Source organism: Pseudomonas sp. HB05 (assembly GCF_016756915.1).
GTDB lineage: Bacteria > Pseudomonadota > Gammaproteobacteria > Pseudomonadales > Pseudomonadaceae > Aquipseudomonas > Aquipseudomonas alvandae.
Window position 1 is genome coordinate 43,727 of record NZ_JAESPG010000032.1, and the last position, 18,011, is coordinate 61,737.

Consider the following 18,011-nt stretch of genomic DNA (forward strand, 5'->3'; position numbering starts at 1 on the left):
GAGTGTCGTACGTCAATAAACTGCCAAGAGATGCCATTCAGTTTCTGACCGAGCGGTTTTCAATCGGCTGGCCTCTGTCCTTCAATGCCCTGAAATCAACAGGTGCAGCGGTTTTTTGGATCCTATTTGCATGCCTGCTCCGCTGTGTAAAAAGAACCGATCTGCCCGCACGCAGGCGTATGTGGAGATGACCGCCCTGAATTTTCGGCCGGCAGAGTTAAGGGAAACCCTTAGGAGTCACTTGGCTTCCTGGTGGTAATTCTCCGATAAGCCCAACGACGGATGCCGGCCAAGGCACGTTGATGTAAGGTTGTGGTCGAACCGTGAACTCAAGTGATTGAAGGGACATCGCCATGCTGGACTGGAAAAACCGCGCGGGCAGCGCGCCTGAACGCGCCGCCGAGCCGAAATCGGACACCCGCAGCTACCTGGGCGGGCTGTTTTTCAGCCGGGCACTGGCCACGCTCATCGGTCTCTATTTGCTGGTGACCATTGCGGTGGGTTGGTATTGGAGCCAGGAGCCTGCGCTGTTTCCGGTGCAGCAGAATGCCCAGGCAGCGGCCGAGAAGGATGGCAAACAAATGGTGGTCGGCTACACCACCGTCGAAACCCTCAAGACCGTGGCCGGAACTTTGCTGACCAAGCAGGGCGGCTACATCTCCAACGACCGTTTCCCCCCAGGCCTGTGGATGGACAACATGCCGAGTTGGGAATACGGCGTCCTGGTCCAGGTTCGCGACTTGAGTCGCGCCCTGCGCAAGGATTTCGCCCGTTCCCAATCGCAGTCCGCAGAGGACGCCGACCTTGCCAAGGCCGAGCCGCGCTTCAACTTCGACAACCGCAGTTGGGTGCTGCCCTCCAGTGAGTCGGAATACCAGGAAGGCATCAATTCCCTGAGCCGTTATCAGGCGCGTCTCTCCGATCCGGCCCAAAAGAGCGCTTTGTTCTATGCCCGCGCCGACAACCTGAACAACTGGCTGGGCGATGTCGGCACTCGCCTGGGCTCGCTGTCCCAGCGGTTGTCTGCCAGCGTGGGCCGGGTGAAGCTCAACACTTCGCTGAAAACCGAGGTCCCGGCTCCAGGCCAGGTACCGCAGGTGGATGAAGAAGTGGTCGAGACGCCATGGCTGCAAATCGATAACGTGTTCTATGAAGCACGTGGCCAGGCTTGGGCGCTGTCCCATTTGCTGCGCGCCATTGAAGTGGATTTCGCCGATGTATTGGCGAAGAAAAACGCCACGGTCAGTGTGCGGCAGATCATTCGCGAGCTTGAGGCTTCCCAGGAACCGGTCTGGAGCCCGATGATCCTCAACGGCAGCGGTTTCGGTGTGTTGGCAAACCATTCGCTGGTCATGGCCAATTACATCTCCCGCGCCAACGCAGCGGTAATCGACTTGCGGCAATTGCTGAACCAGGGCTGACCGATGGACGAAAGCACCCGGGAGGTCGCTCACCGAGCGGCCTCGGATGCCGAGCTGATCGCTTGGGTCGATGAGCATGACAACCTGCTCGGCAGCCTGGTGCGTTCGGACTTGCGCGAGCGCGGCCTGATCGGACGTGGCACCTACATCATGCTGTTCAATTCGGCCGGTGACTTGTGCGTTCATCGCAGGACGTTGAGCAAAGCCATCTATCCCGGCTATTGGGACGTCGCGGCCGGTGGCATGGTGCAGGCGCACGAGACCTACGCCGAGTCGGCAGCCCGTGAGCTTGAGGAGGAGCTGGGTGTAAGCGGGGTGGATCTGGTTGCCCATGACCATTTCTATTTCGAGGACACCGGCAGTCGCTTGTGGTGCTCGGCGTTTTCGGCCGTGTGGGACGGTCCGTTGATCCTGCAGCCGGAAGAAGTGCTGGAGGCGCGTTTTTTGCCCGTCGAACAGGTGCTGGAGGAAATCCGCCACAAGCCTTATTGCCCGGACTCCCTGGCGGCGCTCGGACGTTATTTGCGAGCCCGGGAGGGCGGTGTCGCAAAGAAGCTGTAAATTGGCGCCGATTGGCCCTTAGCAAGTCGCCTTTTTGTCGTTACACTGCGCGACTTTTCAAGCTTGGCCGACATCGTTCGGCCCAGTTGCGCTGCCCCTGCCTGAGTGGGGCTTCGCGGTCGAGGCACTTTCGCCCCTCGACCAGTCTTTGTCCTCCCAAGAGGATTGCCGGTGGCCAAAAAAGCCGCATCCTTCGCCGCCCTGGGCGGCCTGGTATTTTCTACCGACGCCGGTCGTCATTGCCCTGATTGCCGCCAGCCGGTGGATGCCTGCATCTGCAAACAGACCGCCATTCCCGCCGGCGACGGTATCGCGCGCGTGCGCCGCGAAAGCAAAGGTCGCGGTGGCAAGACAGTGACTACGATTACTGGCGTGCCGCTGGCCGAAGACGCCCTCAAGGAACTGGCGACGACGTTGAAGAAACGTTGCGGTACGGGTGGCGCGTTGAAGGACGGCGTCATCGAGATCCAGGGCGATCACGTCGAGCTGCTGTTGGCGGAACTCACCAAACACGGCTTCAAGGCAAGGAAATCCGGCGGCTAGCAGCCTCTGTGAAAACCACCCCGGCTTGATCCGAACCCCGGTTCGCCAGTCGCCCGCATGGTTTTCACAGAGCCTGTTCTGAACGGGTTTTAAACTCAGCGCTGCGGGCAGGGTCTACCTTGCTTACAGGCAAATCGTCATTTCCATTCTCTAGACTGCGCCAGCCTCCGACCGGATGGTGCATTTTGACTTCTTTATAGGGGACTTCGATGTCCGTACGACGCACACGCAAAGACGATGGCAGCCAATGGACAGTTGCGGACAGCCGCAGTGTTTACGGGATTCGCCATTGGGGGGCCGGGTATTTCGCGATCAATGAAGCCGGTCGCGTCGAAGTCCGTCCGAATGGCCCCGACAGCTCGCCCATCGATTTGTACGAGCAAGTCGACCAGCTGCGCCAGAGCGGCCTTTCGCTGCCCTTGCTGGTGCGCTTCCCCGACATCCTGCAAGACCGAGTGCGTCAGCTCACCGGCGCGTTCGACAGCAACATCGCGCGCCTGGAATACCAGAGCCAGTACACCGCGCTCTATCCGATCAAGGTGAACCAGCAGGAAGCGGTGATCGAGAACATCATCGCGACCCAGAACGTCTCCATCGGCCTTGAGGCTGGCTCCAAGCCCGAGCTGCTGGCGGTGCTGGCCCTGGCGCCGAAGGGCGGGACCATCGTCTGCAACGGCTACAAGGACCGTGAGTTCATCCGCCTCGCGCTGATGGGCCAGAAGCTCGGCCACAATGTCTTCATCGTGATTGAAAAAGAATCCGAAGTCGGCCTGGTGATCGAAGAAGCCGCCTCGCTCAAGGTCAAGCCACAGGTGGGCCTGCGGGTGCGCCTGTCGTCCCTGGCGTCGAGCAAATGGGCTGATACCGGTGGTGAAAAATCCAAGTTCGGCTTGTCGGCCGCGCAATTGCTCTCGGTGGTTGAGCGTTTCCGCGACGCCGGCCTGGACCAGGGTATTCGCCTGCTGCATTTCCACATGGGTTCGCAGATCGCCAACCTGGCGGACTACCAGCATGGCTTCAAGGAAGCGATCCGTTACTACGGCGAGCTGCGCAACCTTGGCCTGCCGGTGGATCACATCGACGTCGGCGGTGGCCTGGGCGTGGACTACGACGGTACGCACTCGCGCAACGCCAGCTCGATCAACTACGACATGGACGATTACGCCGGTGTCGTGGTGGGCATGCTCAAGGAGTTCTGCGATGCCCAGAGCCTGCCGCATCCGCACATCTTCTCCGAAAGTGGCCGCTCGCTGACCGCCCACCACGCCATGCTGGTGGTGCAGGTGACCGACGTCGAGAAACATCACGATGACGTGCCGGTGATCGAAAACAAGGAAAGCCTGCCGGAAACCGTGCAATGGCTGGTGGACCTGTTAGGGCCGACCGACATCGAGATGGTCACCGAGACCTACTGGCGCGCCACCCACTACATGAGCGATGTGGCTGCCCAGTACGCCGACGGCAAGCTGACCCTGGCAGAAAAAGCCCTGGCCGAGCAGTGCTACTTCGCTGTGTGCCGCCGCCTGCACAACTCGCTGAAGGCCCGTCAGCGCTCGCACCGCCAGGTGCTGGACGAGCTCAATGACAAGCTGGCCGACAAGTACATCTGCAACTTCTCGGTGTTCCAGAGCCTGCCGGATACTTGGGCCATCGGCCAGGTGTTGCCGATCCTGCCGCTGCATCGCCTTGACGAAGAGCCATTGCGCCGTGCCGTGCTGCAAGACCTGACCTGCGACTCCGACGGCAAGATCAAGCAGTACGTCGACGAACAGAGCATCGAGACCAGCTTGCCGGTCCACTCGCTCAATCCGGGTGAAGACTATCTGCTGGGTATTTTCCTGGTGGGTGCCTACCAGGAAATTCTCGGCGACATGCACAACCTGTTCGGCGACACCGACTCGGTGAACATCTACCAGAACGCCGACGGTAGCGTGTATCACGCCGGTATCGAAACCCACGACACCATCGAAGACATGCTGCGCTACGTGCACCTGTCGCCGGAGGAGCTGATGACGCATTACCGCGACAAGTGCGCCAGTGCCCGTATCACCGCCGCCGAGCGCACGCAATTCCTGGATGCGCTGCGCCTGGGGCTGACGCGTTCGTCCTATCTGTCTTCCTGACAGGGTCGCGCAGCGGTTGCGTTAATGAATATGGCGAGGGAGCGTGCTCCCTCGCCATATTGTTTGCGTGGAAGGATTTTTCTCGCATTCGGCTACGTACTTTGCTGCGTTTGACCGGGCGAGGTCCTTATTTCATGTAGTCCCTTTCCTAATCTGTCCTTGAGCTCTCTACTCGACCAAGGCTCTCAGCGAGAATGCCCGGTCGCCCCTCCTGTAGAGAAACGCCGATGTCCGATCCAGCCTGCGAGCTGTCATTTCGTCTGGAGATAGCCGGTCTGCCTGAACCCTTCGTCGTCGTGGCCTTCACGGGTAGTGAAGCCATCAGCGAGCCGTTCGTTTTTGAGGCGCAGGTGCTGACCGGCGACCCGGCCCTGGATTTGGCGGGTCTGTTGTACCGAAGCGCCTGGTTGAGTTTTGGCGCCCCCGGTCGAGGCATTCACGGGCAGCTTCATGAGCTCGTGCAAGACCGACATGGCATCGGTTGCCGCGTGCGTATCGGGCCGAAGCTGGCATGCCTTGCACTGCGCTTCAGCCAGCGCGTGTTCAGCGCACGCTCGGTACCGCAGATCATCCGCCAGGTGCTCAAGGAGCACGGCATCAACGGCCGCGACGTTTGCCTGGACCTGAGTCGCGACTATCCCGTGCAGGATTTCTGTACCCAATATCGTGAATCCGACCTGCAGTTTCTCCAGCGGGTGTGCGCCCAAGCGGGCATTCATTTTCATTTCGAGCAGGGCCGAGACGGACACGGCGTGGTGTTCGCCGATACCGTGGGCAGCGCTTCTCCTGCTGGCAAGGCTGTTTACAGCAGTGGAATACAGGCTTCGGCAGTGCATGCGTTCAGGGTCGACATCGACGCTTCGAGAGGGCTCGTCGCTCGTGGGAGCAGCGATCTGACACATCTGTACGGCGGCCAGATCCTGTCGTTGACGGCGCATCCCTATAAAGAGTGGAATCAGCGTTGGTTATTGACCGAGGTTGAACATCGTGGACAGGGTGGGGCGTACACCAATCAGTTTCGAGGCGTCCCGTGGGGGTTGCCGTTCGTGGCGGGCAGGGTTCCCGAAAAACCTGTCATGGTGAGTCGGCAACGTGGATGGGTGGTGGAAGTCGAGGCTCCGGCAGAACAGGTGGCCGGGCGGCTGGCGGTGCAGTTCGACTGGGTTTATCAGGGAGAAGGTGCCAGCCCCAGCCATTGCTGGTTGCCCTTGGCGCCGGAGCTGGCAGGGTGTGCGGTGGAGGGCATCCGCGAGGGCACCGAGGTGTTGGTGAGCTTCATCGAGGGTGATCCGGATCGTCCTCTGATCAGTGCTTTCCTCGGTTCCCCCGCCAGCGCGGAGATTGCCTGCGACCCGCTTCCGAGCGAAACGCTGGAGGACATGCGCTTGCCGCCCGGCGTCGATTCGCCGTTGCTCTCCGCGATCCAGAAGGGTGAGCCGCTGGTCCTGCTCTGCCTGCTGCCCGGAGGGGGGCGCTTCAGTCACTGTACCCAGTCGATATGCACCTGCCGCATGGTCACGGACGCGGCGCCATGAATGCCGCCGTCATGCCTGGCCCCGCGCCTCAATGGTTACTGCTCGACGTGTCGGACGCCCCCGACGCCGCGCCGCGTCTGCAGGCGCAATTTGCCGAAGCCCGGCGCTTAGCCCTGTTCGAAGATACCGAATTCCATGGACTGCGGGCACACGGTCCGCTGCTGGTGGATCTGCGGCAGTCGCCTGCGCTGGCCAGCCTGTGTCATCTGGATGCGCGGTCCTGGCCGGGTTTGCTGTTGTTCACCGCCACGCCCGCCGAGCATCTCCTGGTACACCTTCGAAGAATGTTGACGGTGACGCTGGGCCTGCACCACAAAGCCTTGCTGAGTTACTACAACCCCCATACCGCCAGTTATTTCTTCGATGGTTGCGATCCTCGGGAACTCAGTCGCTGGCTGGGGCCGATCAACCAGTTGCGCTGGTTCGGCGGTACCTGGGCTGATCGGTCGACGGGGTGTCAGGGCTGGCAACAACTCTCCAACCCCGGGCTGCCGGTGCCGGCACTGGACAATGAACAGGGTCTCAGCGACAGGCAGCAGGGCAAGTTGCAGGCCTGTCTGCTGGAGCGCCACGTCTGGCGATGGTCGCGCTCCACGGGGCGCGACTATTGGTTGCTCTGGGGGTATTTGCAGCAGGGCTTGGCCCTTGGCTTCAGCGAACAGGCTGTACTCGACGGCTGGCTGTGGCTGCGCTTGCAATACCCTGACGCCCGGCCAGTGTCGAGCTTGCCAGGAGAGTCGCAGCGCGAACGCCTCGATCATCTGCGACGGCTATGGCAGGGCAAGCATCGCTGAACGTCATGTGCTGCGGGGTTCGAGCCAGCCGTCATTGCGTTGCAAACGCCAGGCGACGGTACCCAGGGTCAGGCTGCGCAATGACATGAACAGCAGGAAGGTGATCCACAAGCCGTGATTGCCCAAACCTTGCAAAATCCAGGCGAACGGCAGCGTGAGCAACAACGTCAGGAGCATGCCGTTGCGCATTTCCCGAGCGCGGGTGGCGCCGATGAACAGGCCGTCGAGCAAATAGCTCCAGACCGCAATCAGCGGCAGGGCCGCAAGGTAAGGCAGGTAACGGTAGGCGGTGTCGCGCACGTCGGCGATGTCGGTTTGCAGGTCGATGAACAGGTGGCCTGCGAGCAGGAACAGCAGGGCAAACCCCACACTGGCGATCAAGGACCAACCGCAAGCGACCACCAGCGAACGGCGCAAGGCCAGACGATCGCGGGCGCCGATAGCGTGGCCGCACAGCGCTTCGACAGCATGGGCCAGGCCGTCCAGTGCATGGGCGGTCAGCAGCAGGCCGTTCAGCAACAAGGCGTTGGCCGCCACGGTTGCATCCCCCAGGCGCGCGCCCTGCACCGTGATCAGGAAAAACACCGATTGCAGCACCAGGCTGCGAATGAAGATGTCCCGGTTAACCGCCAGCAGCGGCTGCCAGCTTTTCCATAAGCCCAAGGCTGCCCAGGCTATTTGCCCCGGCCAGGCGCGCAGTGTGTTGCGCGCCAGGGCCAGGCCGACCACCGCACCGGTCCACTCGGCGATTGCCGACGCCCGGGCCGAACCGACCACGTCCCAGTCCAGGCCAATCACGAACCAGAGGTTGAGGGCGATGTTCACCAGGTTGGTCACCAGCAGGATCGTCAGCGGCGCCCGGGCGTTCTGGGTGCCGAGGAACCATCCGACCAGTGCGTAACTGGCCAGGGCCGCGGGCAAACCGAAGAGGCGGGTGTGAAAGAAGTCCCGGGTCAGTTGATTGAGTTCTGCCGACGGCTGCATGAAATGCAGCGCCACATCGCTCAAGGGCACCCCGACAGCCCCGAGTATCACCGCCAGCCCCATCGCCAGCAGCAATCCTTGCAGCAAGACCTGTCGCAACGCCGCGCCGTCACCCCGACCGGCGGCCTGGGCGGCGAACCCGGTGGAGCCCATGCGCAAGAAGCCCATGGCCCACGCCAGGACCGTATACAGACTTGCTCCGACTGCCACCGCGCCCAGTTGATGGGCATGAGGCAAGTGGCCGATGACGGTGCTGTCGACCAACGCCACCAACGGCACGGAAATGTTGGAGAGAATCATCGGTGCGGCGAGCGCCCAGACCCGGCGATGGGTGAAGCGGTCGCGCCAGTCGGCGATCAGGTTGGACATGCGGGCTCCTTGATGGAGCGCGATTGTAGCGGGTTATTGTTTGGTCGTTCCCTGCGGAACTTGGATTCATTGTGGCGAGGGAGCAATTTCCTCGCCACGCTTGTATTCAGTGAATGATCCAACTCAACAACCACAACCCGAGCACCAGCCAGATAATGCCCATGACGATCGACGCCCGCATGAAGGCGCGGATCGCCGAGTACAACAGCATCAGCCCGAGGATCAGCGCGACGATGCTGATGATCGAGGTGTCCATGCCCAGCGTGCGGGACAATCCGTCGACAAAGTTGCCGCCCGCATTGGCCAAGGTGTTGAACAGGCCGCTGAGCAGGTCGACGATGAAACGGATCACCGAACCGAGCGCCTGGCCGAGCCATTCGAAAAAGCTTTCTGCCTGCATGTGTGCATCCTGATGAAGAGGAATCGAAATCGAGCCGTTGGCTTCTGATTGTAGGAGCTGCGACGGCTGCGATCGTTCGATTATGAGGCAATTCGCCGCTTCGTACCGAGACGCTTGCCTTCCCCCGTCATCCCCCCGAAGCTATGTGCATTCAGGAGAGCCCGATGAACCTTGTTGAACTGACCGAACGCCTGCATGCCATTCGTGACCGTAACGACTGGCGGCAATTCCACAGCCCGAAGAACCTCGCCATGGCCGCCAGCGTGGAGATGGCCGAGTTGGTCGAGATTTTCCAATGGTTGACCGAGGACCAATCGCGGCAGTTGTCGGCGGATAAACTGGCCCACGCGGGTCAGGAGGTGGGTGACATCGTGTTGTACCTGTTGCTGCTGTGCAGTGAGTTGGGCCTGGACATGGACGCCGTGGTGCGCAGCAAATTAGCCGACAGTGAACGGCGGTTCGCCCATGAGTGACCGCCATTTCGATCAGCTCGCCACGCGCTTCGCGGAAAAGATCTATGGCGGGGCCAAGGGGGCGATCCGCCTGGCCGTGCTCCAGGCCGATTTGCTGGAAAGCCTGCCGGAGCGGCCGCTGCGCGTACTGGACATCGGTGCGGGCCTGGGCCATATGTCGCTGTGGCTGGCCGAGCGCGGTCATCAGGTCACCTTGGCCGAGCCGGCCGAACCCATGCTCGAAGGCGCCCGTCAACGCTTCGCCGAGGCCGGCCGGCACGCAACGTTCATCCAGGCGCCTTGGCAGGATCTGCTTGGCCAGCTCACCGAACCTTACGACCTGGTGCTGTGCCACGCGGTGCTCGAATGGCTGGCCGAGCCCCACGCGATCCTGCCGGTGCTGCATCAGCTCACGAAGCCTGGCGGCTGGTTGTCGCTGGCGTTCTACAACCGCGACGCGCTGGTCTATCGCAACCTGCTCAAAGGGCATTTCCGCAAGCTGCGCAAAAATGACATGGCCGGCGAGAAACAAAGCCTGACGCCGCAACAACCCCTTGATCCGCGGGAATTGGCGGCGCAACTTGAAGACCTGTGGCAGGTCGAAAGCCAGAGTGGCGTGCGGGTTTTTCACGACTACATGCCAGTGGAATTCCAAGGCCGCGTAGAACTTGCGCAGCTGTTGGAAATGGAACTGGCCCACCGTCGCCATCCGGCCTTTGCCGGTTTGGGACGTTATCTACACTGGGTGTGTCGGCCGCTCTGACCTGAAGAGCCATCGGAGAGCGAAATGAAAGGTCGTTCAGGATTATTGGCGTTATGCCTCGGGCTCGCAGCCTGCCAGGGCAGCAACCCGTACGTCGCCACGTCCAATCCGTTGCCGCCGGCACCGCCCGAAGCCGCCACGGTGTTCGATCGCAGCGCCTACCCGGCGCCGCCCCGTGACTATGGACGCTATCGCAGTTGGGCCTGGCTCAACGGCCGGCTGCCACCGGGCACCGCCTGGGCGGATTCGGCCCAGGTCGCCGAAGCGGTGAGCGAGGCCTTGGACCAGCGTGGGTTGCGTCCACTGCATGACAACCGCGCCGCGGACCTCTTCGTCACTGCCGAACTGCGCCTGGAGACTCGCATCCGCCAGGTCCGGGACGATTACGACTCGGGATACTACGGCGGCTACAACCGCTACGGACCGGGTTACGGGATGTACAACAGCGTTCCGGTGGTACGGACTTACCAGGAGCAAGTGGTGGTGGTTCGAGTGGATCTGTTCGACGCCCGCAACGGCCAGCCGGTGTGGAGCGCCAGTGCCGAGACCAGTCAGCGGGGCCATCAGAGCGAGCGCACCGATGCCATTCGTGAGGCAGTGGAAAAGGCCATGTCGGCTTATCCTCCCAGTTGATCACGCAACGGAGAAAAACCATGTCCCGCCGTCTTGTTCCGTTTGCCCTTGTCCTGCTGCTCGGCGCTTGCGCCAATAACCAGGTCAACCATGACTTCGACACCAGTCGGGATTTCGCGGCCTACCGCAGTTGGAGCTGGAAAGAACCGGCCCTGCAATATCGCCCCGATGACCCGCGTATCAAGAGCGACCTGACCGAGCAGCGGATCCGCCAGGCGGTCGCCGATCAGCTTGACCAGCGCGGCTTGCGCCCGGCGCAGGCGGGGGCTCGGGGCGACATGCAGGTCCAGGCCTATCTGATCGTCGAAGACCGCCAGCAGCAAGTGACGACAAACTATGGCGGCGGTTGGGGTGGCCCGTGGAATGGCTATTGGGGCGGGCCGATGTACAACGAGACCCGCAACGTCAGCTACAAGGTCGCCACGGTGCAGATCGACCTGCTCGATGGCAAGGACGGCAAACTGGTATGGCGTGGCAGCGACGAGCAGTTACTCAGCGATTCGCCCAACCCGGCGGAACGCAGCACGAAGGTGCGTGAGACGGTGGGGCGGATCCTGTCCAATTATCCTCCCCGCTGAACGAAGGAGCCGTGTGGGAGCGAGCTTGCTCGCGATGGCGAAGGATCAGTTTGCACATGTGTTGAATGTGCCGCCGTCATCGCGAGCAAGCTCGCTCCCACAGGATGGGTGCAACTCTCTCAGGCAACCGGCTGCCAACTTCCCTGCATATGCTCCAGCGCTCCAGCCCCATCCAGTCGAAAATGCCCACTGGACCCCGCCGCACTTGCCAGCAACGTCACCTCGCTGGGCAGGCGTACCGGTTTCTTGAAGGTTACGTTGATTTCGATGTTGGCCTCGGGCAAATGGTCATCCAGCGCCGCCAGGGCCCGGGCCTTGTTCCACAGCCCGTGGGCGATGGCGGTGGGAAAGCCGAACAAGCGGGCGCTGGCGCCGCTCAGGTGGATCGGGTTGTAGTCGCCGGAAACCTTGGCGTATTGCCGGCCAATGTCCGCGGGCGCAGTCCAGCGCGCCACCTCGGTCAGATCGAGGGGCGACGACGGCGGCTCCTCGACCAGCGCACCATCGAGTTGGACACCTTTGCAGAGCATCTGGCTTTCGGCTTCCCACAGCGGCCCCAATTGATCTTCGATACGGGTCACCAGATCGAACACTGCACCCTTGGCGTGCGGTTGCAGGTTCTCGACGTTGACGCTGGCTTGCACTTGGCTGACTCCGCCCATGGGCCGCAGCACACGGATGCGGTTGCTCAGGTGAACCAGTCCCAGCAAGGGGAACGGGAACTCCCGGGCGGTCAGCAACTGCATTTGCAGGGCGAACGCCAGGACATGGGGATAGGTCGGTGGCAGCAACCCGCTTTCGGCGAAGCCACAGACCTTGCGATACGCCGCGAGGCGTTGCGGGTCGACCTGGATCATCTGGCGCAGCCCGATGTCGGGCAAGGTCGCGCCGGTTATCTTGCGGCGTGTCGCCGCCTTGGCGTACAGCCCGGACATCGACGGCGCAGTGTTTATCTCATGCCATTGGATCGTCATGCTCACGCCCCCAACAGGCTTTGCCCGCAGACCCGCAGCGCCTGCCCGGTCACGGCGCCCGTACCCGGTTGCGCAAGCCAGGCCACGGCTTCGGCGACGTCCTGGGGCAAGCCGCCCTGGCCCAGCGAACTCATGCGCCGCCCGGCTTCGCGCAGGGCGAAGGGGATGTCGGCGGTCATGCGCGTTTCAATGAAACCTGGCGCCACGGCATTGATGCTGATTCCCCGGGGCTGCAAGGCCGGTGCCCAGGCCTGCGCGAGGCCGATCAGCCCGGCCTTGCTCGCGGCATAGTTGGTCTGCCCGCGATTGCCGGCGATGCCGCTGATGGAGGCCAGCAAGATAACGCGGCCATTGTCCCGCAGGGTGCCGCTGTCGAGCAGCGCCTTGGTCAGCACTTGTGGTGCGTTGAGGTTGACCGCCAGCACGGCGTCCCAGAATTCCGGAGTCATGTTGGCCAAGGTCTTGTCCCGGGTGATGCCCGCGTTATGCACCACGATATCGACACCCTCGGGCAGGTGTTCGATCAATTGCGCAGCGGCGTCTTCGGCACAGATATCCAGCGTCACGCTGCGCCCGCTCAAGCGTGCGGCCAGCGCGTCCAGGTCGGCCTTGGCCTGTGGAACGTCCAGCAGGATCACGTCGGCGCCGTCCCGGGCGAGGGTTTCGGCAATCGAAGCGCCGATGCCGCGTGCGGCGCCGGTCACCAGTGCCTTGAGCCCGGTGAGCGGTCGCGTCCAATCCTGGACCTGGGTCTCACAGGCCTTGAGGCGAATCACCTGTCCGGAAACGTAGGCGCTCTTGGGCGACAGGAAAAACCGCAGTGCCCCCTCCAGCTGCGTTTCGGCGCCCTCACCGACGTACAGCAACTGCAGCGTGCCACCGTGGCGAAGTTCCTTGGCCAGGGAACGGCTGAAGCCTTCGAGGGCGCGTTGGGCACTGGCGGCGAAGGGATCATCGAAGCTTTCCGGGGCACGGCCGAGAATGACGACATGGGCGCTGTGGTCGAGGTTTTTCATCAGTGGCTGGAAAAATTCGCGCAACTGCTTGAGTTGATCAACCTGCACCAGATGGCTGGCGTCGTACACCACTGCCTTGATTTTCGGGCCATGGCCGGGAATCCATTCGGTCGCCAGCGTCGGTTCGCCGCCGTAGATGAAGATCGCATCGGTCAGGCGCTTGGCAAACGTGCCGACCTGTTCGGTCAGCGGTCCACCGCCCAGTAGCAGGGCACCCTCGATTGGCCGTAACCGCCCGGCTTGCCAGCGCTCCAGGCGCACCGGCGATGGCAAGCCCAGAGCGCCAACCAGACGCAGGCCAATGGGCGAATTGGCAAAGTCTATGTAACGGTCTGACATGGAACACACTCCGGCTGATGAGGTTCCAAGTGTGGACCATGTTTGGCAATCAGTCGTTCGATCGCCGGGATAAAGCCTAAGCTTGTGGCTGGGGTACGTTACAGCAGGCTTATTTCGCATCTTTCGCGCATACAGGGGAGTTCTTCATGGCACAGCTACGCCGCGTTGCGATCATCGGTGGTAACCGCATTCCTTTCGCCCGCTCCAACGGGCCTTATGCCACCGCCAGCAACCAGGCGATGCTGACGGCCGCGCTTGAAGGATTGATCGAGCGCTACAACCTGCACGGTGCACACATCGGCGAAATGGCCGCTGGTGCGGTGCTCAAGTTTTCCCGGGACATGAACCTGACGCGTGAATGCGTGCTGGGCTCGCGCTTGTCGCCAAGCACGCCGGCGTATGACGTACAACAGGCCTGCGGCACGGGTCTGGAAACCGTGCTGCTGGTGGCCAATAAAATCGCCCTGGGGCAAATCGACAGCGCCATCGCCGGCGGCGTCGACACCACCTCCGACGCGCCTATCGCGGTCAACGAAGGGCTGCGCAAGATCCTGCTGCAAGCCAATCGGGCCAGGACCACCGGCGACAAGATCAAGACGTTCCTGCAATTGCGCCCTCGGCACCTGATCCCCGATCTGCCGCGCATCAACGAACCGCGCACGGGCCTGAACATGGGCCAACACTGTGAATTGATGGCGCAGACCTGGCAGATTCCCAGGGAAGAACAGGATCAATTGGCCTTGGAAAGTCATCAGAAAATGGCCGCTTCCTACGCCGAGGGCTGGCATAACGATTTGATGACGCCGTTTCTCGGCCTGACCCGCGATAACAATCTGCGTCCGGACCTGACCCTGGAAAAGCTCGCCTCCCTAAAGCCAGCCTTCGAGAAAAGCGCCAAGGGGACGATGACCGCAGGCAACTCCACGCCGCTGACCGATGGCGCGTCGCTGGTGCTGTTAGGCAGTGAAGAATGGGCCAAGGCTCGCGGGCTGCCGATCCTGGCTTACCTGCGTGACGGTGAAACCGCAGCGGTGGATTTCGTCAACGGTGCCGAAGGTCTGCTGATGGCGCCGGTCTACGCCGTGCCGCGGTTGTTGGCGCGCAACGGCCTGACATTGCAGGACTTCGATTATTACGAGATCCACGAAGCGTTCGCCGCCCAAGTGTTGTGCACGTTGAAGGCGTGGGAGGACCCCGACTACTGCAAGACTCGCCTGGGCCTTGATGCGCCGCTGGGCGCCATCGACCGCAGCCGGTTGAATGTGAAGGGCAGTTCGCTGGCCGCCGGGCATCCATTTGCCGCCACCGGCGGGCGCATTGTCGCCAACCTGGCCAAATTGCTGGATGCGGCGGGGAAGGGCCGGGGGCTGGTTTCCATTTGCGCGGCCGCCGGCCAGGGCGTCACCGTCATTATCGAGCGCTGACGATTGCCTCGTTTTGTCGAGCAACCTGGGCGCGCTGGCGGCTGACGTAGCGTTCGGCAAGGATCGAACAGACGATCAGTTGCAGTGGGTGGTAGATCATGATCGGTAGCAGGATCAGCCCGAGCCCGGGATTGTTGCCGAAAATCAACGCCGCCATCGGCACCCCCGCAGCCAGGGATTTCTTGCTTGCGCAGAACACCGCGGCAATTTCATCGGCGTTGCTGAACCGCAACGCACGAGCGGTGCGGGTGGTCATCCAGAGAATGATCGCCAGTAACACCGCGCTGCCGAGCACGGCGCTGAACAATACGCCATTGCCTTGTTGCTGCCAGATCCCCGAGACCATGGAGTTGCAGAACGCCGCATAGACCAGCAGCAGGATGACCAGTTTGTCGATGACGCTGGTGTAGCGCTTGTACCGGGCGAAAAAGCCGGCCAGCCAGCGCCGCAGAAACTGCCCGAGCACCAGTGGCAGCAGCAACATCAGGCACAGGTCGAGCAGTGTCGAGCCCAGGTCGATGCCGCCGGCGCCGCTGCCCACCACGAAACTGACCAGCAGCGGTGTCAGGAAAATCCCTAGCACACTGGACAAGCTGGCGTTGAGAATCGCTGCCGGCACGTTGCCGCCCGCGCTGCCGGTCAGGGCTACCGATGAAGAAATGGTCGAAGGCAGGGCGCACAGGTAAAAGAACCCCAGCATCAACAACGACGGTACGTGGCTGCCCAGCAACCATTCGCTGATCAGCCAGATCAACGGAAACACCCCAAAGGTAAAACCTTGCACCATCAGGTGCAGCCGCGTGTTCCTCAAGCCGTGGCGGATCTGTTCGCCGGACAGGTTGACGCCATGGAGGAAAAACACCACGAAGATGCCGATGTTCACGACCCATTCCGCATGCATTGCGCCACCCGTGGCGCCGAAGCGGGGGAAGAAATACGCCAACAGCGTGGCGAGCAACATGCCGCACAGGAACCAGTCGGTCACCATGCGTTTGAGGTGTCTGAAAATCTGCATAGGGCACCGCAAGTTGTAAGAAAAGTCGACTTAGCCTAACGTCGCTCAACACAGTCGTCTTGCGATATAAGGCCAATCAATGCCGACTAACGGACACCTGCAGCTCGAGCGACGCATTCCCGACCTGACGGAACTGCCCCGGCCACTCTATGCCCGGGTCGAAAGCTTGAGCGCGGGTTCGTGGACCCAGGCTCATCGTCACGATTGGGTGCAATTCTCCTATGCCATCAGCGGTGTGCTGGGCGTCCACACCGCCGAGGGCAGTTTCTTTGCGCCGCCGCAACGGGGCATCTGGATTCCTGCCGATCTTGAGCATCAGGTCGTGACGTCTACCCGCGCGGAAATGCGCAGTCTTTACGTGCATCGCCAGGCTTGCCAGTGGGCCGAGGCACGCTGCCGGGTGCTGGAAGTGACGCCACTGGCGCGAGAGTTGATCAAGGTCTTCTGCCAATTTCCCGCCACCTATCCGCAGGGGGACACCGAGGAGGCGCGCCTGGTCCAGGTGCTGCTGGATCAACTGGCAGCACTGCCGGAAGTGGGCTTTTCCCTTCCATTACCCCGACACGCACGCTTGCTTGCGCTGTGCAACGAGTTGATCGCACAGCCCGAAGACAACGTGACGCTACACGCCTGGGCTGCCCGCTTGGGCACTTCGGAGAAAACCGTGATGCGTCTGTTCCAGCGGGAAACCGGCCTGAGTTTTCGCGCCTGGCGCCAGCGTATGCGGCTGCTGTCTTCCCTGGGGTCACTGGAAAAGGGCGACAGTGTGACCAGCGCGGCGTTGTCCTGTGGCTATGATTCGACGTCTGCCTTTATCGCGGCATTCAAGGGCCTGTTCGGTTTCACCCCGGGCGAGTTGTTCAAGCCCTGACCGGGGGCCTGCTCGCTTCGCCGAGGCCCGCCGGTTCTACGAGCAGCGTCACATCCAGTCTCGGTTATGATTTGGCTCCACTGAGCTGATCCGGCACATTGTGTGCATTCAGGGTTCATAGGTCGGACCCCCTCCCCGTGAAGGGTGGATTGCCGTATAACGACCTGTCATTCGCGTGTTTGGTAATAAAGGACCCAGAATAAAAGCTGATGAAGACTCCAAAACGCATTGAACCCCTGATCGAAGACGGTCTGGTCGACGAGGTGCTGCGCCCACTCATGAGTGGTAAAGAAGCAGCTGTTTATGTGGTGCGCTGCGGCAACGAGCTGCGTTGCGCCAAGGTCTACAAGGAGGCGAACAAGCGAAGTTTTCGCCAGGCGGCCGAATACCAGGAAGGCCGCAAGGTCCGGAACAGCCGCCAGGCCCGCGCGATGGCGAAAGGCTCGAAGTTCGGGCGCAAGGAAACCGAAGACGCCTGGCAGAACGCTGAAGTCGCTGCGCTGTTTCGGCTGGCTGGCGCTGGTGTTCGAGTGCCCAAGCCGTACGACTTCCTGGAAGGCGTGCTGCTGATGGAACTGGTGGCCGACGAATACGGCGATGCCGCGCCGCGCCTGAACGATGTGGTTCTTGAGCCGGATCAGGCTCGTGAGTACCACGCCTATCTGATTTCACAGATCGTCTTGATGCTGTGTACCGGTCTGGTGCATGGCGACCTGTCGGAGTTCAATGTCCTGCTCACACCGACGGGCCCGGTCATCATCGATTTGCCGCAAGCGGTGGACGCTGCGGGTAACAACCACGCCTTCAGCATGCTGGAGCGGGATGTTGGCAACATGGCGTCCTACTTCGGTCGGTTTGCGCCGGAGCTGAAACGCACCCGTTACGCCAAGGAGATGTGGGCGTTGTATGAAGCCGGCACCTTGCACCCAGGCAGTCTGTTGACCGGTGAGTTCGACGAGCCGGAAGAACTGGCGGATGTTGGCGGGATCATGCGCGAGATCGAGGCTGCGCGGCTGGACGAAGAACGACGCCAAGCTGTACGCGCCGCCGACGATGCGCCGCCAGGCAAGACCGAGGAGCCGCCTCCGCCTTGGATGCAATGATCGGTTCGACCCTGAAACCCGGCCCAGGCCGGGTTTTTCATGGCTGGATTCAGCCTGTGGGGAAGCTCAACCCTGTGGGAGCGAGCTTGCTCGCGATAGCGGTGGGCCAGCTT

The 18,011-nt window shown here is 61.9% G+C and carries 18 protein-coding genes; 13 read left to right on the forward strand and 5 right to left on the reverse strand.

Going from position 1 to position 18,011, the window contains the following annotated elements:
- Window positions 1-353 precede the first annotated feature (353 nt).
- The 6 genes from JMN22_RS22580 (at window position 354) to JMN22_RS22605 (ending at window position 6,977) form a co-directional block, all read left to right on the forward strand.
- Window positions 354-1,421, forward strand: a complete 1,068-nt coding sequence (locus JMN22_RS22580) for a DUF2333 family protein (RefSeq protein ID WP_030138032.1) — start codon at window positions 354-356, stop codon at window positions 1,419-1,421.
- 3 nt (window positions 1,422-1,424) lie between these two features.
- Window positions 1,425-1,982, forward strand: a complete 558-nt coding sequence (locus JMN22_RS22585) for an NUDIX hydrolase (protein ID WP_030138033.1) — start codon at window positions 1,425-1,427, stop codon at window positions 1,980-1,982.
- 171 nt (window positions 1,983-2,153) lie between these two features.
- Window positions 2,154-2,525 (forward strand): translation initiation factor Sui1, encoded by a 372-nt coding sequence (locus JMN22_RS22590; protein ID WP_198797870.1) that lies wholly within the window; start codon window positions 2,154-2,156, stop codon window positions 2,523-2,525.
- Window positions 2,526-2,734: 209 nt separating this feature from the next.
- The gene (gene speA / locus JMN22_RS22595; RefSeq protein WP_198797871.1) at window positions 2,735-4,648 is read left to right on the forward strand and encodes an arginine decarboxylase; all 1,914 of its coding nucleotides are present in this window, start codon (window positions 2,735-2,737) and stop codon (window positions 4,646-4,648) included.
- A gap of 227 nt (window positions 4,649-4,875) precedes the next feature.
- Window positions 4,876-6,183 (forward strand): contractile injection system protein, VgrG/Pvc8 family, encoded by a 1,308-nt coding sequence (locus tag JMN22_RS22600; RefSeq protein ID WP_198797872.1) that lies wholly within the window; start codon window positions 4,876-4,878, stop codon window positions 6,181-6,183.
- Window positions 6,180-6,977, forward strand: coding sequence for a DUF4123 domain-containing protein (locus JMN22_RS22605; protein WP_030138037.1), 798 nt, complete (start codon window positions 6,180-6,182; stop codon window positions 6,975-6,977). The genes JMN22_RS22600 and JMN22_RS22605 overlap by 4 nt, the downstream gene beginning before the upstream one ends.
- 3 nt (window positions 6,978-6,980) lie before the next feature.
- Here the strand turns inward: JMN22_RS22605 and JMN22_RS22610 are convergent, their stop codons facing one another.
- Entirely contained in the window at window positions 6,981-8,330 is a 1,350-nt protein-coding gene (locus JMN22_RS22610; protein ID WP_198797873.1) for an MATE family efflux transporter, read from the reverse strand.
- Window positions 8,331-8,436: 106 nt separating this feature from the next.
- Window positions 8,437-8,730, reverse strand: coding sequence for a hypothetical protein (locus JMN22_RS22615; RefSeq protein ID WP_030138039.1), 294 nt, complete (start codon window positions 8,728-8,730; stop codon window positions 8,437-8,439).
- A 164-nt stretch (window positions 8,731-8,894) separates the two neighbouring features.
- Here JMN22_RS22615 and JMN22_RS22620 point away from each other — a divergent pair, with 164 nt between their 5' ends.
- The 4 genes from JMN22_RS22620 to JMN22_RS22635 are packed head-to-tail and all read left to right on the forward strand — an operon-like array spanning window position 8,895 to window position 11,156.
- Entirely contained in the window at window positions 8,895-9,203 is a 309-nt protein-coding gene (locus JMN22_RS22620; protein WP_181287298.1) for a MazG-like family protein, read from the forward strand.
- A complete protein-coding gene (locus JMN22_RS22625) occupies window positions 9,196-9,945 on the forward strand; it encodes a methyltransferase (protein ID WP_198797874.1) in 750 nt (249 codons plus the stop codon). Before JMN22_RS22620 ends, JMN22_RS22625 begins: the two co-directional genes overlap by 8 nt.
- A gap of 24 nt (window positions 9,946-9,969) precedes the next feature.
- On the forward strand, window positions 9,970-10,578 hold the full coding sequence (locus JMN22_RS22630; RefSeq protein ID WP_198797875.1) for a DUF4136 domain-containing protein: 609 nt from the start codon (window positions 9,970-9,972) through the stop codon (window positions 10,576-10,578).
- Between the two features lie 20 nt (window positions 10,579-10,598).
- A complete protein-coding gene (locus tag JMN22_RS22635) occupies window positions 10,599-11,156 on the forward strand; it encodes a DUF4136 domain-containing protein (protein WP_198797876.1) in 558 nt (185 codons plus the stop codon).
- 119 nt (window positions 11,157-11,275) lie between these two features.
- Here JMN22_RS22635 and JMN22_RS22640 read toward each other — a convergent pair whose 3' ends face one another.
- Together JMN22_RS22640 and JMN22_RS22645 are read right to left on the reverse strand one after the other, a co-directional pair.
- Window positions 11,276-12,130 (reverse strand): MaoC family dehydratase, encoded by an 855-nt coding sequence (locus JMN22_RS22640; protein ID WP_030138044.1) that lies wholly within the window; start codon window positions 12,128-12,130, stop codon window positions 11,276-11,278.
- Between the two features lie 2 nt (window positions 12,131-12,132).
- Window positions 12,133-13,485: a 3-oxoacyl-ACP reductase gene (locus JMN22_RS22645; RefSeq protein ID WP_030138045.1), complete on the reverse strand. Its 1,353-nt coding sequence runs from the start codon at window positions 13,483-13,485 to the stop codon at window positions 12,133-12,135.
- Window positions 13,486-13,631: 146 nt separating this feature from the next.
- On the opposite strand from JMN22_RS22645, the gene JMN22_RS22650 reads away from it, so the two are divergent.
- Window positions 13,632-14,909: an acetyl-CoA C-acetyltransferase gene (locus tag JMN22_RS22650; RefSeq protein ID WP_030138046.1), complete on the forward strand. Its 1,278-nt coding sequence runs from the start codon at window positions 13,632-13,634 to the stop codon at window positions 14,907-14,909.
- On the opposite strand, the gene JMN22_RS22655 is transcribed toward JMN22_RS22650, so the two are convergent.
- Entirely contained in the window at window positions 14,896-15,924 is a 1,029-nt protein-coding gene (locus JMN22_RS22655; RefSeq protein ID WP_198797877.1) for a bile acid:sodium symporter family protein, read from the reverse strand. The two genes, JMN22_RS22650 and JMN22_RS22655, sit on opposite strands and share 14 nt — an antisense overlap.
- A 79-nt stretch (window positions 15,925-16,003) precedes the next feature.
- Here JMN22_RS22655 and JMN22_RS22660 point away from each other — a divergent pair, with 79 nt between their 5' ends.
- Both JMN22_RS22660 and JMN22_RS22665 read left to right on the forward strand, forming a co-directional pair.
- The gene (locus tag JMN22_RS22660) at window positions 16,004-16,795 is read left to right on the forward strand and encodes an AraC family transcriptional regulator (RefSeq protein ID WP_198797878.1); all 792 of its coding nucleotides are present in this window, start codon (window positions 16,004-16,006) and stop codon (window positions 16,793-16,795) included.
- Between the two features lie 209 nt (window positions 16,796-17,004).
- On the forward strand, window positions 17,005-17,898 hold the full coding sequence (locus tag JMN22_RS22665; RefSeq protein WP_030138049.1) for a PA4780 family RIO1-like protein kinase: 894 nt from the start codon (window positions 17,005-17,007) through the stop codon (window positions 17,896-17,898).
- The last annotated feature ends 113 nt before the right edge of the window (window positions 17,899-18,011 follow it).